At 53.3% G+C, this 15,512-nt stretch carries 14 protein-coding genes and 1 tRNA gene; 4 read left to right on the top strand and 11 right to left on the bottom strand.

Going from position 1 to position 15,512, the window contains the following annotated elements:
• The coding region (locus tag ACEW8P_RS13670) for a ThuA domain-containing protein (protein ID WP_373513635.1) at positions 1-885 on the bottom strand (885 nt) is incomplete at its 3' end.
• 190 nt (positions 886-1,075) lie between these two features.
• Here ACEW8P_RS13670 and ACEW8P_RS13665 point away from each other — a divergent pair.
• Complete coding sequence (locus tag ACEW8P_RS13665) at positions 1,076-1,756, top strand: hypothetical protein (protein ID WP_373513634.1); 681 nt, start codon at positions 1,076-1,078, stop codon at positions 1,754-1,756.
• Positions 1,757-1,775: 19 nt separating this feature from the next.
• On the opposite strand, the gene ACEW8P_RS13660 is transcribed toward ACEW8P_RS13665, so the two are convergent.
• The 4 genes from ACEW8P_RS13660 to ACEW8P_RS13645 all read right to left on the bottom strand — a co-directional run bounded on the left by ACEW8P_RS13660 (position 1,776) and on the right by ACEW8P_RS13645 (position 4,914).
• Positions 1,776-2,696, bottom strand: a complete 921-nt coding sequence (locus tag ACEW8P_RS13660) for a hypothetical protein (RefSeq protein WP_373513633.1) — start codon at positions 2,694-2,696, stop codon at positions 1,776-1,778.
• 36 nt (positions 2,697-2,732) lie between these two features.
• The gene (gene crcB / locus ACEW8P_RS13655; RefSeq protein WP_373513632.1) at positions 2,733-3,110 is read right to left on the bottom strand and encodes a fluoride efflux transporter CrcB; all 378 of its coding nucleotides are present in this window, start codon (positions 3,108-3,110) and stop codon (positions 2,733-2,735) included.
• A 104-nt stretch (positions 3,111-3,214) separates the two neighbouring features.
• Entirely contained in the window at positions 3,215-4,123 is a 909-nt protein-coding gene (locus ACEW8P_RS13650) for an ROK family protein (RefSeq protein ID WP_373513631.1), read from the bottom strand.
• An 80-nt stretch (positions 4,124-4,203) separates the two neighbouring features.
• Complete coding sequence (locus ACEW8P_RS13645; protein ID WP_373513630.1) at positions 4,204-4,914, bottom strand: SDR family oxidoreductase; 711 nt, start codon at positions 4,912-4,914, stop codon at positions 4,204-4,206.
• 60 nt (positions 4,915-4,974) lie between these two features.
• Between ACEW8P_RS13645 and ACEW8P_RS13640 the strand changes: the two genes are divergently transcribed.
• Both ACEW8P_RS13640 and ACEW8P_RS13635 read left to right on the top strand, forming a co-directional pair.
• On the top strand, positions 4,975-5,703 hold the full coding sequence (locus ACEW8P_RS13640; RefSeq protein ID WP_373513629.1) for an MlaE family ABC transporter permease: 729 nt from the start codon (positions 4,975-4,977) through the stop codon (positions 5,701-5,703).
• 85 nt (positions 5,704-5,788) lie between these two features.
• On the top strand, positions 5,789-6,535 hold the full coding sequence (locus tag ACEW8P_RS13635) for an ABC transporter ATP-binding protein (protein ID WP_373513628.1): 747 nt from the start codon (positions 5,789-5,791) through the stop codon (positions 6,533-6,535).
• Positions 6,536-6,559: 24 nt separating this feature from the next.
• Here ACEW8P_RS13635 and ACEW8P_RS13630 read toward each other — a convergent pair whose 3' ends face one another.
• From ACEW8P_RS13630 to rbsK, 6 genes are all read right to left on the bottom strand, one after another.
• On the bottom strand, positions 6,560-8,077 hold the full coding sequence (locus tag ACEW8P_RS13630) for a polysaccharide biosynthesis C-terminal domain-containing protein (RefSeq protein WP_373513627.1): 1,518 nt from the start codon (positions 8,075-8,077) through the stop codon (positions 6,560-6,562).
• A 143-nt stretch (positions 8,078-8,220) separates the two neighbouring features.
• Positions 8,221-8,865, bottom strand: a complete 645-nt coding sequence (locus ACEW8P_RS13625; RefSeq protein WP_373513626.1) for a TetR/AcrR family transcriptional regulator — start codon at positions 8,863-8,865, stop codon at positions 8,221-8,223.
• Positions 8,866-9,120: 255 nt separating this feature from the next.
• Positions 9,121-9,191 (bottom strand) — tRNA-Gln (locus tag ACEW8P_RS13620).
• Positions 9,192-9,257: 66 nt separating this feature from the next.
• On the bottom strand, positions 9,258-10,151 hold the full coding sequence (gene fabD, locus ACEW8P_RS13615; RefSeq protein ID WP_373513625.1) for an ACP S-malonyltransferase: 894 nt from the start codon (positions 10,149-10,151) through the stop codon (positions 9,258-9,260).
• Positions 10,152-10,344: 193 nt separating this feature from the next.
• Positions 10,345-11,340 (bottom strand): GRP family sugar transporter, encoded by a 996-nt coding sequence (locus ACEW8P_RS13610; protein ID WP_373513624.1) that lies wholly within the window; start codon positions 11,338-11,340, stop codon positions 10,345-10,347.
• 96 nt (positions 11,341-11,436) lie between these two features.
• Positions 11,437-12,363, bottom strand: coding sequence for a ribokinase (rbsK, locus tag ACEW8P_RS13605; RefSeq protein ID WP_373513636.1), 927 nt, complete (start codon positions 12,361-12,363; stop codon positions 11,437-11,439).
• Between the two features lie 158 nt (positions 12,364-12,521).
• Here rbsK and ACEW8P_RS13600 point away from each other — a divergent pair, with 158 nt between their 5' ends.
• Positions 12,522-15,392: a TonB-dependent receptor domain-containing protein gene (locus ACEW8P_RS13600; RefSeq protein WP_373513623.1), complete on the top strand. Its 2,871-nt coding sequence runs from the start codon at positions 12,522-12,524 to the stop codon at positions 15,390-15,392.
• Positions 15,393-15,512: the final 120 nt, after the last annotated feature.

The following is a 15,512-nucleotide window of genomic DNA, read 5'->3' as shown; positions in this document are numbered from 1 at the left end:
GTACTGCATTCCGTCGAGCAGGAATTTGAGCAATGCAGGATGCTCGGTATAACTATGGGCGTTGTGCGAGGGCGAAGCATAGAAAACCCGTCCCTTGCCGTAGCGCTTGATCCAGGAAATGTACTTTTTGTCCTCAGGATTGTCGCCCTTTAAGCCTTCAATTTCGCTGGTATTTACGTACAACAAGGGTCGAAAATTCATCTTTTCGTATGCGACATTGAACATATAGGGCTCGTCCACGTGGGTGAAACCGTTGCCATCGAAAGCTTCCACCAGAGGATTCTGGGAATCGGCGAGGCGCACGTTAAGGGGTTGTTGGGTAGGATGATAGTTGAAACTACCGCCCATCATCTCACTGAACTCAAGCGACTTGTTCTGCATCACGATGCCACCGTGCAGGGCCATCAGGCCGCCGCCCTTTTTCACAAAATTCAGCAGGTTCTCTTCCAATTCTTTGGCTTTGGCAACTACCTTGTCTTCCGAGAGCGACTTGTCTTCGCTCACCTTGTCGCGAAACAAATCGCGGTGAGTGCCGATGGAGCAGTTGTTGTTCAGCACCACGGCGTCGAACTGTTTGAGTGTGCTTTTCTCGAACATCGCGATGTCGTTGCTCGAAACTACCTCGAAGGCACCGCTTTTCGCGCCCAGCGTTTCGATTACGGCAGCGGTGTGCGGAACTACCCAGTGGTTGAAGCCCGTGAAGAGCGAGAAGAGCAGTATTTTGTGCTTTTTCTTAGTGGGAAAGGTAGTTTTGGCCGGGGCCACTTTTTCGATCTCGGCTTTCCAGGCGTCGGTGACCTCGAAGCTTTCGAGTCTTTGGGCGTGCAATGAGCTACCGAGCGTCGCCGCTGCGCAAAACAGTAGCATGAAGAGTTGCTTTTTCATGAATTGGAAATTTTGAAAGTGAGTGGGATAAGTAATGGTTTTTTTTAAGGTACGGTAAACCAGTGTTGAATAACTTGATGCCTTTCCATACTCTAAGGACGCAGTTGACCGATTTTTACCCTTTTTGTTTGAACGATCGAATTGACGTAATTCGCTTTATTTTCATAAAAAAGCCTGACCTCAGACGCAAATGGCCGCTACCGCCCACTTCGACAACATCCAAAAAATCGTCCATATTCAGGCCCGACTGGTTTTCTACGGCTCGGAAGCCACGCCCGAAGTGGCACGAGCTGTCATGGAGGAAATCAACCGGATGTACAACGAACCCAAGGCGAAGGTCAAGGTGGGAGAAGAGACGTACCAGGTCTATTTCGTCATCGAGTATGCCCTACTCACGATAGAAGAAACAATCCGACTCATCGCCAGGAACGACGACTACCTAAACAACTTTATCCGGCTGGAAAAGGAGAACATTGTCACGCGCTCATTCATGGGTTTCGGCTTGGGTGACAACGTGGGTCACTGGATCGTGAGTGACCAACTGGGCCAATCTACCACGGCGGCGCACGAGTTTGGCCACGGGATGGGACTCGACCATCCCGCCCGACTCGACTACCGGGGCAGCGGCAGTCCGCCGCCTATCATGGCTCCGCGAGGCACATTGGTGGATGCCGAGTACCAATGGGATCCGGCTGCGAAAGCGGGTGAAGTGGGTGGAACGATGAGGCCAACTCATCGCCGCGTCACGGTTGAGGAAATTCAACAAATCGTCGAAAACATTACGATTCGACCCAATAAATCGGGTTACTTGGGAAAGCTTTCCAATATCACGTTCGACGAAGTCGGCAGACCCGACTCAGTCCTGGCATAGAAAGGTACTTTCAACTAGATCAGAACCCCTTCACTTCCAATTGATTTCGTAGCGTCGTATCGCCGGGCGCATTGTGCGACCAGTAATCCGAGCGGATTTGTTCAGTTTTGACGGCACGGGTTGTGAGCGTCTTGCCGCGTGAGGGATAAGTTTCTTCCCAGCCCGCAATATCGTAGGGGAAAGCTTTTTCAAAAACAATCCGCAACTCGCGCTGGGCATCGGGGTAGTTCAGGGAATATTGCCGTAGGGCATTTCCGGTAAAAGCATCGCCGGCATAATCGGCCAAAGTACCCACTGCTTTCTGCGGTTCCAGCGTCTGTCCGGCGATGCGGGCGGCGTAGGCTGCCGGGATAGCCTGAGTTTCGCCCTTTGGCAAGGCTTGCGGATCCATCCGTAGCCGCGTCCAGATTTCGTCTTCCAGCCAGGCGGCGTCGATCTTGAAGTCTTCCGTAGCGTCTTTTTCGAAATACGATCGTTTCATCACGTCGTACTTACCACCGTCCAGATTAAGTTGCGTATACACCTGTCCGCACCAATCCTGCGACGACATCGTGACTTTCTGGCTATGCTCGTACTTTTTGGTGTCGATGGGCGTAAAAACCGAACTGTACAGCGAGTAGTCGTAAATCCCCGTTACGAAACGGCGAAGGGAATTGAGTTTGAGTACCGAGGTAGCCTTGTCTTTTGCGTCGGATTCAAGTTTGACCTGAGTGTCGGTGCGAAAGTCTTCCGTTACGAAAATCAACACTGCCTCGCCGGGATTAATCGCGCCATACTGGACCTGTTCCAGCTTGTAGCGGCTAATTTCGGCCTGACCGTTGTACCAGTAATCGCGAAAGTTTTGGGGAGCGGTGAAATTATCGGCTCCGCCCGCCAGTTGGCAGCTCGTGTAGATTACGCTGGTAGCGAGGACGAAAAATAACGCAAGTAGCTTTTTCATAGGTTTCAAGTCACATAGTTTTTAATATCAAAAAAATCAGACCATCGTTTTTCCCAGCCATAACCCCAAAAATGACGCCAACAGGCAGAGAACTACGCTCAGTCCGATATTAAAAACGGCGTCGCCCCAGCGATCGTTCAGCAACAGCGCCAGCGTTTCGTTGCTGAACGTGGAAAAGGTACTGAATCCACCGCAAAAGCCCACCGCCAGGAAGGCACGGTAGTGCAACGCCACTTCGGACTCGCGCAACGCCATCCAACCTGTTAAAGAGCCCAGGATCAAGCAAGCCAGCACGTTGGCGGCTAAGGTACCGTAGGGAAGGTTGACCGAGTACGCCGCCATCCCGCGCCCTACGCCGTAGCGGGCCAAACTACCTAAGCCACCGCCGAGGAAGATAAGAAGGAGGTTAATCATGACGGTGAATGGGCAAGGTTTCGAGAAGGTTCACCGAAAAATTGCAGTGGCTACTAACCCCATAAGGGCAGCGACCAAGCGAGCAAAGAGGACTCGTTGATTCGTTATTCAAAACACAACGAAGCCGCTCCCAGCAGCCCCGCGTCGTTAGCCAGCGTGGCTCGTTTGACGGATAGGTTTTTCAGGTAGTGCGGCGTGAGCCAGTATTCCAACTGCCGATTGACGGCGGGCAGCAGGAAATCGAAGGAAGCCGAGATACCACCACCGATGAGGATGGTGGTAATGTCCAGAATACGAATCATCGCTACCAATCCGTCGCTGAGCATTGCGCCCATTTCGTCGAAAATGCGCAGGGCCAGTTCGTCGCCCCTAGCGGCGGCAGCCACCAACCCGGTAGTGGAAATGGTGCCGTCGTTGGGCAGTCGCGTTTCGCCTTTGTAGGCGGCGCGCATTTCGGTGGCCATCAGCAGTAATTCCACCTTACCGATGTTGCGCTCCAGTACCCGACCATGGCGCGAAGGCACGTGGCCCGGCTCCATAGCGTTGCCGCCGCCACCTTTGAAAACCTTCTTGTCGATAATCGCTGCCCCGCCGATGCCAGTGCCAAGGGTAACGAAAATGTAGTCTTCGGGTAGTTTTTCTTCCCCAAAATAATATTCACCCAAAGCTGCCGCATTTGCGTCGTTTTCCAGAAAGAAGGTGTGGCCGGGAAAGCGAGCCGAGAGTTCAGGAATGATACGGACGCCGTCGATCTCGGGAATGGCCGTGATCTCGATGAGCGTGGAGCGGTCGCGGGTGATGAGACCCGGTACGCCGATGCCCGTGCGTTTGACCTTCGGCTCTTCCAGCAATTGCAGGGCGATAGCGTCGCCCAGTCGCTCGACAAAGTGGCCCGAATCGCGCCAATCTCCGGTATCGTGGCTATAAAAATTGGTAATTCTGCCATCCGTCGCATCCACGATGCCCATCTTGACGTTGGTGCCGCCTACGTCTATGCCGAGGTACTGATCCATGAAATTCTGTAATATATGAGGTAAGGTATAGGGAGTTTCAGACGGGAAAGTTAATAATTTATCGGCCAATCTGCCTAATTTCAGCCAATATCGCCTTCCACGGGCCGCATCAAAATCTCCTCGATCACGGCAGCGGGCGACAGGTTGTAGGCCGACCAGATGCTCTCGGCCACATCCTCGGCTCGCATGAAGCGCGACTCCGGCAGGTCGGTACCCGCCCAACTCGCGGTGAGCGTCGGGCCGGGCAGCAGGGCCGTAACTTTTATACCGAAGGGCTTCAACTCTTCCCGAAAACCCTTGGTCATGCCGTAAAGCGCGAACTTGGAAATGGCGTAGGAACCGCCATTGGGATAAGCCATCAGGCTGGCCGTAGAGCAAATATTAAAGATATGGCCCCGCTTTTCGGCCATCATTTTTGGCAACAGACCACGGGTAATATGGTAGGCGCTGTAAACGTTGGTTTTGATGGAACGTTCGAGTATGCCCTCGGGTTCTGAGTGGAGTTGACCAGGTACGAACACGCCCGTATTGTTGACCAGTACGGCCACGGGTCGGGCTAGTGAATTGACATAAGTTACAAAGTCGGCGGTTTCATTTCGGAGCGAGAGGTCAGCTTGTTTTACGTATAGCGTAGCTTTGGGAAACTGATCCTTTGCTCGTTGGCCAAATTCCTCCAAGTCGGCCGATTGGCGGGCGCAGGTAACCACGTCGAAGCCTTCAGTCAGAAAACGTTCGGCCGTGGCGCGACCTATGCCTTTGGTTCCTCCGGTGATAACGGCAAGTGGGTTCATTTTTTTGTTTGGGGCTATTTTTTCTAATTTCCCGAAAATATCGGATAAAGATCACAATACATGGCAATCATCGGGAAATACTTCATTTTTTTGGGGGCGCTCTTCACGAGACGCGAGAAAATGCGGGTGTATTGGCGGCGCTTTATCGAAGAATGCGTCGGCATTGGTACGAGTTCGGTGCTGATTGTGGCTATTGTGTCTACGTTTATCGGTGCGGTATCTTGCATCCAAACCGCCTACAACTTGGTGAGCCCTATCATTCCTTCCTCCACGGTCGCTCTAGTGGTGCGCGATATGGTGATTTTAGAACTGGCTCCCACCATCACCTGCATCGTGCTGGCCGGGAAAGTCGGCTCCAACATTGCCGGGGAACTGGGTACCATGCGCATCACCGAGCAGGTAGACGCCCTTGAAGTGATGGGAATTAATTCGGCCTCGTATCTGGTGCTTCCCAAAGTACTGGCGGCGGTGGTGACCTTTCCGATGCTGGTCATTATGGCGGCTTTTCTGGGGATTCTAGGAGGGTACCTGGCGGGTACGCTCACGGGCGTGATCTCACCGCGCGACTACGTTTATGGAGTCCGGGACGGCTTCGTGCCGTTCAACGTGTTTTTTATGTGCGTGAAGCCAATCGTCTTCGGATTCCTGATCGCCACCATTTCGGCCTACCAAGGTTACTTTACCCGGGGCGGCGCCCTTGAAGTAGGGCAATCGAGTACACAGGCCGTTACCAATAGTTGCATCGCGATTTTGGTAGCGGACTATGTGTTGGCGCAGTTGTTTTTGTAAATTTGCTAGATTTTGGACGTTGGACGTTGGATATTGGATTTACTCTAATATCCAACGTCCAGCGTCCAAAATTCAACGTCCACCTATGATAGAAATAAAAAACATCGCCAAGTCCTTCGGTGACAAGGACGTTCTGCAAGGCATTAGCTGCACGTTGCGACAGGGAGAGACCAACCTGATTATCGGTGGCAGCGGTACCGGGAAAAGCGTGCTGCTAAAATGCACCATCGGTCTGGTGCGGCCCGATGCGGGCGATATCGTGTACAATGGCCGCAGCTTTTACGGCAGCGATAAGGAAGAGCAGCAAGCACTCCGCCGAGAAATGGGTGTCCTGTTCCAAGGCGGCGCGTTATTCGACTCGCAGACTGTCCATCAGAACGTGCAGTTTCCACTGAACATGCTTACTTCCCAGTCGGCGGACGAGAAGCGCGACCGGGTGGAGTTCTGCCTCCAGCGCGTAGGACTGGAAGGAACGGGTAAACTAATGCCGTCCGAAATTAGCGGTGGGATGAAAAAGCGCGTGGCTATCGCCCGCGCCATAGTGATGAATCCAAAGTACCTTTTCTGCGATGAACCCAACTCCGGCCTCGACCCGCTCACAGGTGTGAAGATTGACGAGTTGATTCGCGAAATCACTGACGAGTACAAAATTACCACACTGGTCATCACTCATGACATGAACTCCGTGATGGAGATCGGCGACAACGTAATTTTCTTGCAAAAAGGGAAGAAACTTTGGGAAGGTGACAAGCATTCCATCATGCACTCCGACGTGGAGGAGTTGAACGAATTTGTTTTCTCCAACAAGCTGCTACGGGACATGAGGGAGTAGTTGTTTTAGTACCTCGTTCCACAACTAAGAACTACTTCCCAGATAGCGACGGAAGCGCGGAGGTAGTGTGTCGCGTTCTATGAGCAGTACAATGGCCGCAAAAGTGGCTGATGCCATTACTCCTCCTGCCAACTCGATCCAAAAACCGTAGCGGGGCAACAGCCCGGCCAGATACACAAGTCCCCCCCCGAAAAGTACATAGCCCAGTGCTGACCCGACCTTATAGGGGACGGGGTAAAACTTTTGCCCAAACAAATAACATAGCGTCGTCATCACCACCGAAGAAGCGGCGAAGGCCAGGGCGCAGCCCAGGTAGCCCATTCTGGGAACCAGGATAAAGTTGAGCAAGGCCGTGACGGAAGCCCCAGTGATGGTCAGATAGGTACCATATTGGGTTTTGTCGGTAAGCTTGAACCAGGTGGCCAGGTTGTAGTAGATTCCTAAAAATAAGAAACCCAAAAGCAACCACGGTACTACGGGCAGGCCCTCGTGGTAAATTTTGAGACGCAGAAAAATATCGGCCAGCACGTTCAGATTGAGACAAATTGCCACGCCCATCAGCACGCAGACGATCACAAACCACTTCATCACATCGGCAAAAACTTCCGGCGCATTTTTATCCTCGGCTTTGGTAAAAAAGAAAGGCTCGGCAGCATATTTGAACGATGTTATCGCCAGATTCATGAAAATAGAAAGCTTCATGGCCTGCCCATATATCCCGATGGCGTCGCGGGTAGTTTGACCGGGATAAAAGCCATCGGGTAGTAAGTATTGTAAAAACATCCGGTCGAAGAGCAGGTTGGCGACGCCCGCAATATTCATCACCATGATGGGAAGGGCGTACACCCAGACCGGACGGAAAATCTTCCAATTCCAGATGAAGCGGAAATCCCGCAACTCCTGCCGCAGAAACCAGAAGAAAGTGAGGTTGGCGATCAGGTTAGCCAACACGATGTAGGTCGCCGGTGTGTTATGATTATAAATCTGTGCTACCCAAGGACGCAGGACAGCCAAGTACTCACCCTCGTAGATATTGCGGCAAATCACCAGGAAGAAAACGTTCAGGCCAATATTGATCAGAATGTTAGTGATGCGAATGCGCACAAACTTTTTCGCTTTCCGTTCCAGGCGCAAGCGAGCGAAGGGTATGGACACGATACCGTCGGTAGCCATGATAATGCCCATCCACCGCACTAGCGTGGTTTCTTCGGGGTACTCGATGAACCGGGCGATGGGTTCGGCAAATACGACAACCAGCGCGGAAATCAAGACGCTGACCACCATCACCGCGCTCAGAATGAGGTTATAGTACTGCTGCTTGTCTTCCTCCTTCCGCGCAAAGCGGAAGAAGGAGGTTTCCATCCCGAAAGTGTAGATGACAAAAAAGAACCCCGCGTAAGCGTAGAGTTGTACCTGCACGGCCATCAGCGCCGGATCGAAGCTCGCGTAGATGAACACCAGCAGGTAGTTCAGCAGCCGCGCAAGCATGGTACTGACCCCGTAGGTGGCGGTATCGCCCGCTAATTTTTTTAAGACACTCAAATCCGTTAACAGTTGACAATGCCGATTCGCTGTGATCAATGTCGCGACCTGTAGAGCCAAAGGTACGGGGTTGGACACGCTTTGCATAAAAAAAGTCCTTTCCCGGTTTTTGGAAAAGGACTTTTTTGAAAAAATTCAAGTACTTATTTTCTGTCAAGGGCCATGACGACGTCACCTACGACTTTCTCGATGCGCTTGAAACCTTCATCAGATTGCAGATCCACGTCCATCATTTTGTCTCGGAAGTCGGCCGACACGGTCATGTGGTAGATACCCGCCATCAGCAGGGCGACCAGTGCATTGGTGTCGTCATAGTTGGGCAGGTTTCCTATCTTCTCGACCATCTTAGCTCCCGTGTCGTTGCGAACATCGGACAGTACGGCCTTGCCAAGGCCGACCTCCCAACGGATCAGGTCGCGGGTGGCTTTGCGCTCGCGCAAATCCTTCATAGAAGTCGTCAGTATCTTCGTCCATGCCTTGGCCCGATCCTCCGGGGCGGGGCTTTCCATGCTTTCGATGTTCGCGTGGTTCGAGGTCGAGGTGTATTCTCCCGTCTTCACGTACTGTTCCATCAGGCCGTCTACACCGCCGAAGTAACGGTAGATCAGTACCTTGTTAACATCGGCCTCGCGGGCGATCAGGTTTACGCCCACTTTCTTGGTGCCGTACTTCTCGATCACTTTACCCACGGCTTTCAGAATTCGGCCTTTGGTGCGCTCTCGATCGCGCTTTTTTACTTTTGCTTTCGCCTTAGTCTCAGCGACTTTCGCTTGTTTTTCAGTTGCCATTTTACGGATGTTTTAGAGTGTATAATAGTATAGAACTCTATCGGTTGTAGCCGATAGGGTCAACAAGGTACGGAAAAAGTTCACTTATACAATTTTTTTTAAAAAGTTACTATGCCCGACGATTTTTAAAAAAAAAGTTTTGAATGAAATCTTAAAGTAGCCCTGCCATCTCAAATATATATTTACAACTCTGGAAATAATTGAAAACAAAAAGGTCTCTCAGAGTTTTCTGAGAGACCTTTTGAGACTGCTTTGTTGGCGGGCAAGGATTCGAACCCTGACTAAGAGAACCAAAATCTCCTGTGCTACCTTTACACCACCTGCCAATTCCTGAAATAGTGGTGCAAAAGTAAGCGGAATGATTTTACATGTCAAGTATTATTTAAAAAAAATCAAACTGCCTTCGTGCCTACAGCGGCTACTTCCGCCTCTGGGGCAATTTTCCTGACTAGCCCCTGCAACACTTTACCCGGTCCGCACTCGATGAATAGCTCGGCCCCATCACGCACCATGTTCTCAACCGACTGCGTCCAGCGGACGGGAGCGGTGAGTTGGGCAATGAGGTTGGCTTTAATCGTGTCCAGGTCCTGCGAAGGCGCGGCGGTAGCATTCTGATAAATCGGGCAGGGCATGGCCCGGAAGGCCGTGTCGGCGATGGCCTGCGCCAACTCCTCGCGGGCAGGCTCCATCAGCGGCGAGTGGAACGCTCCGCCTACGGGCAGCGGCAGGGCGCGCTTGGCCCCGGCTTCCTTCATCTTTTCACAAGCAACTCGGATGCCCTCCATCGTTCCCGAAATGACGATTTGGCCGGGACAATTGTAGTTAGCGGCCACAACTATTTCGTCTATAATTGAAGCGCAAATTTCTTCCACAATGCTATCGCTCAGCCCCAAAATGGCTGCCATGGTGGATGGCTCCCTTTCGCAGGCCTTCTGCATAGCGTCGGCGCGTTGGGCTACTAGTTTTAGGCCATCCGCGAATGACAAACCTCCGGCGGCTACCAGCGCTGAGAATTCGCCCAGCGAATGTCCCGCTACCATGTCGGGCGCGAAATCGTCGGCCACCGCCGCGAGCGCCACCGAGTGCAGAAAAATGGCGGGCTGCGTGACGTTGGTCTGCTTCAGTTCGTCGTCCGAACCCTCGAACATGATTTTGGTAAGGCTAAAACCGAGAATCTCATCGGCCTGGTCGAATAGTTCCTTGGCTTTGGAAGAGTTTGCGTAAAGATCGGCCCCCATGCCTCTAAACTGGGAACCCTGTCCGGGGAATACGTATGCTTTTTTCAATTTTGAATGAGTGAATAAGTGAATGTAGCGACAAAGTTTCAGAGCGACAAAGCGACAAAGCGGCAACTTGAAAAGTCCAAAGATTTGCATATCGTTATCTATTCAGAGACGCATTACGTGTCTCCTTCAAGAAAACTTTGTGGCTTTGCGGCTCTGTGGCTTTGGTACTCAGGCACTTTATTATTCAAAAAAACTACCTCGCTGCAATAATCAGCCCCAGCCCCACGATGTAGCAGAGCAACATGGCGTTGAGAATGGCTGAGGTAGATTTGGGAGAATCTTTAAATTCTTTCCAGATATAAATACCCCAAAGCGCCGCCACGACCGTGGCCCCCTGCCCCAAGCCGTAAGAAATAGCCGCGCCCGCCTTGCCCGAGGCGATGATACTGAACGACATCCCCACGCACCAGATCGCGCCGCCCAGAACGCCCGTCAGGTGGTTTTTGGCGCTTCCGCCGAAGTAGTCGGCGTAGTGGACGGGGCTGCCTTCGAAGGGCCGCATCATCAGCATGGAATTGAATACGATATTGCTCAGTAAAATTCCCAAACTGAACAAAACTACGGCAGTGTAGGGACTAAGCTTGCCCACTTCCGGCACGTTGAAATCCGTAAACATAGACGCGGCCACGTATTTGTAAAAGTACCCCATCAGTAATCCCGCAATGACTGAGAGCAGCAGTCCGCGCGTCGAAACGCCCTGCCGATGCCGCGCGGCGTTGCGGTAGGCGTAGGCGTTGAGCAGAATCGCCACGGCCACCAGCCCGACGCCAAGAAACAGCAGCGTGGCGTCACCCACGGGATTATCGATGTAGTTGACGATTACACCAATGACTAATGCCAACCCAATACCCACCGGAAAAGCCACTGACATACCCGCAATGGCAATCGCCGCTACCAGCAGAATATTGGCCGCATTGAAGATAATTCCGCCCAGGAAGGCCGAGCCGATATTGCCCCAGTCGGCCTGGTTCAAGTCGGCAGCGAAGCTGCGCCCGCCCGCACCAAAGCTACCGAGCGTAAAGGCGAAGAGCAGGGCCACCAGCACGATGCCGATGACGTAGTCCCAATAAAAAAGCTCGAATCGCCACGAACTGGCGGCGAGTTTCTGGGTATTGGCCCACGAACCCCAGCAAAGCATGGTGATGAGGCAGAAGAGTACTGCGACGGTGTAGTTTTCAATGATGAACATGGAGGTGTTGGATTAGTTGAAAAGTTGAAGTGTTGAAAGGTTTAAGGAGGGGCGATCCGTGTCTTTTGGGGCTTTAAAATCAAACTTTTAACCCTTTCAACCTTTCAACAAAGCTTCTACCTCCCCACGCGATGGAATGGAAGATTGTGCCCCCATGCGCGTGACGGACAGGGCCGCAGCCTGACAAGCAAACGTAATGCCATCGGCTAGAGACTTCCCTTCGGATAGCGCCACGACCAACGCCCCGCTGAACACGTCTCCCGCCGCTGTGGTATCCACGGCTTCGACGATCGGAGATAGAATCAGCAAATCGGTCGTGGAATTGTAAACAAAGGCCCCCTTGGCACCCAGCGTAATTACGATATTCTCGACGCCTTTTTCGCGCAGAATACCTGCGGCTTTCCGGGCGGTGTTGGTATCGGTGATGGCGACGCCCGTCAGTAGCTCGGCCTCGGTTTCGTTGGGGGTGATTAGGTAGAGGTTTTTAAAAATATCATCGCTTAGTTTTTGGGCAGGTGCAGGATTCAAGACTACTTTCATGCCTTTCTTGGCGCATTCTGCGATACTATTTTCCACGGTATCCAGCGGGATTTCCAGTTGCAGCAGCACCCATTCCGCGTTGGGAATTTCCGAGAGAGCGCGGGAAACTTCCGCCGCCGTGAGGTTGGCGTTGGCACCGGGCGCGACCATAATGGAGTTCTCGCCCCGCTCGTCCACGCCGATGAGCGCGACGCCCGACGGAGAGCTTTCATCTTTTAAGACAAAGCGCGTGTCCATACCCGCTTGCTCGAAACCCTGAATGGCTTGCTGACCAAAAATATCAGTGCCGACTTTGGCAACAAAGGCTACCTGTCCTTGGTTTGATTGCAACCTTTGGGCCGCCATCGCCTGATTAGCACCCTTTCCGCCGGGGTTCATCAGGAACGTGCCGCCAAGGATGGTTTCGCCGGGGCCGGGCAGATGGGCGGCTTTCACGACCATGTCGGTATTGGAACTGCCGATGACGATGATTTTAGCCAATATTGAATAATTGAGTGAATAATCTATTGTGCTAAAAGGTGGCAGAGGCGTTTTTTTTACCTATCAAATTTTAAGCATTTTTTAATGCACAAGGGCCGTTAATTAACTCTACTTTTACGAAAAAAACATTGATTTAATCACCCTATCTACCTCTTTTATTCATGAAAAAATCTATCCTTATGCGCCTTATGCGCGGGTTGTTGCCTGCCCTTGCGCTTGCTCTGCTGACTGCCGCTGGCACCGACGCAGCGGTTCTTGGCCTAAAAGCAAACCACTCACTCTTGATCCAGAATGCTTTGGAAGAAACCATCACCGGAAAAGTGACCGACGCCAAGGGTGACGCCCTGCCCGGCGTCAGTATCCTGGTCAAAGGCACCAACAAAGGCACCAGCACCGAAGGCGATGGCGGTTTCCGCATCAGCGCCAACCAGGGCGACGTACTGGTGTTTAGCTTCGTGGGCTTCGAGTCGAAAGAAGTGAAAGTTTCCGGCTCGCAACCCATCGATGTCCGGCTGGCGGAAAGCCTTTCGGTACTCAATGAGGTCATCGTGACGGGTACCCGCAGCGGGGGGCGCACCAAAATCGACACGCCCGTTCCGGTGGATGTGATTCCGCTGGCCGAGGTGACCAACACCGTGGGTCAGGTGGACATCAACCAGATTCTGACCTTCCTGGCTCCCTCGTTCCAATCGTCGCGGCAAACGGTATCCGATGGTACCGACCACATCGACCCCGCCCAGTTGCGCGGCCTCGGTCCCGATCAGGTGCTGGTGTTGATTAATGGCAAGCGTCGCCACCAGTCGGCGCTCGTGAACGTCAACGGCACCGTCAATCGCGGCACCGTCGGTACCGACATGAACGCCATCCCGGCCACGGCGGTGGACCGCATCGAAATTCTGCGCGACGGCGCGGCGGCCCAGTACGGCTCCGACGCCATCGCGGGCGTCATCAATATTATCTTGAAAAAACAGATAGGTTTCACGGCCAATGCCTCGGTGGGCCAGTACGTAACGTCCTACGAAAAAGACTACGCCTACAACACGCTGAACAAGCTTTCTGCCGATCCCAACGTGTCCGTAGCCGATGGTCGCACCGTGCAGTTCGGGGTCAATTATGGTTGGAAATTGGGCGAGCGCGGCTTTGTGAACCTGACGACCGAGTACACCAGCCGCGGCCCGACCAACCGCGCCGGCACCTACACGGGACAGATTTTCCCGTCGGTGGATGGCAAAGTGGCCGACGACGCGATTCTGGCGCAGAAAGGTTTGCAACGCAGCGATTTCGATATGCGCATCGGTAATTCGCAGATCAAGGGCGGCGGTATAATGCTGAATTCGGAATTTGCACTTTCGGATAATTTCACGCTCTACGCTTTCGGCGGGTATAACAACAAGCAAGGCAACGCAGCGGGCTTCTACCGCTACCCCAACGCCGTTCCGGCGGCTACGCGGGCCAATGTTTTTGGGGTTTATCCCAACGGTTTCCTGCCCCAGATCAACAGCGACGTCACCGATTTCTCGATGGCTGCGGGCGTACGCGGCAAGCTGGGCGCGTGGAACGCCGACCTGAGCAACACTTTTGGGCAGAACGTCTTTGATTTCGGCGTGGACAACTCGGTAAACTACACGCAAGCCCTGACGCAGCCCAATTTCCAGCGCTCATTCGACGCGGGTGGCTTGAAATTCCTGCAAAACACCGTCAACCTCGATTTTAGCCGCAAGTACAACGTGCTTTCCGGCCTGAACCTGGCGGCGGGGGCGGAGTTCCGCATCGACCAGTTCGGCATTCGGGCGGGGGAAGAGGCTTCCTGGAAAAACTACGACACCCAGTCGGGCGTAGCCGCCGGGTCGCAGGTATTCTCGGGCTTCCTTCCTTCCAACGAGGGTACCTTCTCGCGCAACAGCAAGGCCGTTTACGTGGACGCCGAGCAGGATTTGACCAAAAAATTCCTCGTGTCAGCGGCGCTGCGCTTCGAGAATTACTCCGACTTCGGCAGCACGCTCAACTACAAAGTTTCAACGCGCTACAAGCTGACAGACTTCATCGCCCTGCGGGCTTCGACCAGTTCGGGCTTCCGTGCGCCTTCGATGCAGCAGCGTTTTTATGCTAAGTCCAATACGCTGTTCGTGTCGCAAGGCGGGGCGCTCGTTCCCGTGGAGAGCGGCACGTTCACCAACGAAAGCCAGGTGGCGTCCATCCTGGGTATTCCCAAGCTGAAGCAGGAGACTTCACTGAGCTATTCGGTGGGGGCCACCGTGCAACTGGCCCGCGCCCTGGAACTGACCGTGGATGCCTACCAAATCGACATCGACGACCGCATCGTGCTGACCAACAACTTCACGGCCAACAACAACGCCGACCTGAAAGCCAAACTCGACGCCGCCAACGCCAACACCGCCAACGTGTTCACCAACGCCATCGACACCCGCTCGCGCGGTCTGGAAGGCGTCCTGAATTACAGCACCCGCTTCGGGCGCGACCAGTCGCTGAAACTGGTGCTGGCCGCTACCTTCATCCAAAACGAGGTGAAGAAAGACGCCAACGGCAACCCGATTATCAAGGCGTCGCCGGTGCTGGAAGCGACGGGCCAAAGGGGCAACTACTTCAACCGCGAGGACCAAAGCCGCATCGAAGTGGCCAACCCCCAGAATAAGATCAGCGGCATGGCGACCTACAAAGTCGGCAAACTCAGCGCGATGGTGCGGGCGGTGAACTTCGGCAAGGTGACCTACCTCGACCCGTCGATCAACCCCGCCAAGCCCGAGACGTTTCCCGTCAATGCCTTCACGGGTCAACGCGAGACGCTGGATCAGGTTTTCAACCCCAAACTGGTTGCCGACGTGTCGCTCAGCTACCAAATCGTGAAGGGCATCGGCCTCACGCTGGGGGCCAACAACGTTTTCGACAACTACCAGGACCGCCACCTGCATTCGAGCAATTTCAGCAGCGGCCGCTTCATTTACTCCCGCCGGGTGCAGCAAATGGGCTTCAGCGGACGCTATGTTTTCGCGCGGGTTGTGGCTAAGTTTTGACGGTTAAGGATATTTAACAAAAAAAGGGAAGGTACACGCCTTCCCTTTTTTACTTTTTTTTCAAAAATTACTGCTTCACAATCCGCTTACGCCACGACTGCCCGGCTGATTTGACCTCGA

The organism is Persicitalea sp., assembly GCF_041751555.1.
Taxonomy (GTDB): Bacteria; Bacteroidota; Bacteroidia; order Cytophagales; family Spirosomataceae; genus Persicitalea.
The sequence above is the reverse complement of the archived record's forward strand: the minus strand, read 5'-3'. Positions and strand labels throughout refer to the sequence as shown.

Bases quoted from the DNA above. Each gene is read 5' to 3' on its own strand.
- ACEW8P_RS13665 (WP_373513634.1), top strand. From the start codon at position 1,076: ATGGCCGCTACCGCCCACTTCGACAACATCCAAAAAATCGTCCATATT.
- ACEW8P_RS13660 (WP_373513633.1), bottom strand. From the start codon at position 2,696: ATGAAAAAGCTACTTGCGTTATTTTTCGTCCTCGCTACCAGCGTAATC.
- crcB (WP_373513632.1), bottom strand. From the start codon at position 3,110: ATGATTAACCTCCTTCTTATCTTCCTCGGCGGTGGCTTAGGTAGTTTG.
- ACEW8P_RS13650 (WP_373513631.1), bottom strand. From the start codon at position 4,123: ATGGATCAGTACCTCGGCATAGACGTAGGCGGCACCAACGTCAAGATG.
- ACEW8P_RS13645 (WP_373513630.1), bottom strand. From the start codon at position 4,914: ATGAACCCACTTGCCGTTATCACCGGAGGAACCAAAGGCATAGGTCGC.
- ACEW8P_RS13640 (WP_373513629.1), top strand. From the start codon at position 4,975: ATGGCAATCATCGGGAAATACTTCATTTTTTTGGGGGCGCTCTTCACG.
- ACEW8P_RS13635 (WP_373513628.1), top strand. From the start codon at position 5,789: ATGATAGAAATAAAAAACATCGCCAAGTCCTTCGGTGACAAGGACGTT.
- ACEW8P_RS13625 (WP_373513626.1), bottom strand. From the start codon at position 8,865: ATGGCAACTGAAAAACAAGCGAAAGTCGCTGAGACTAAGGCGAAAGCA.
- ACEW8P_RS13610 (WP_373513624.1), bottom strand. From the start codon at position 11,340: ATGTTCATCATTGAAAACTACACCGTCGCAGTACTCTTCTGCCTCATC.
- ACEW8P_RS13600 (WP_373513623.1), top strand. From the start codon at position 12,522: ATGAAAAAATCTATCCTTATGCGCCTTATGCGCGGGTTGTTGCCTGCC.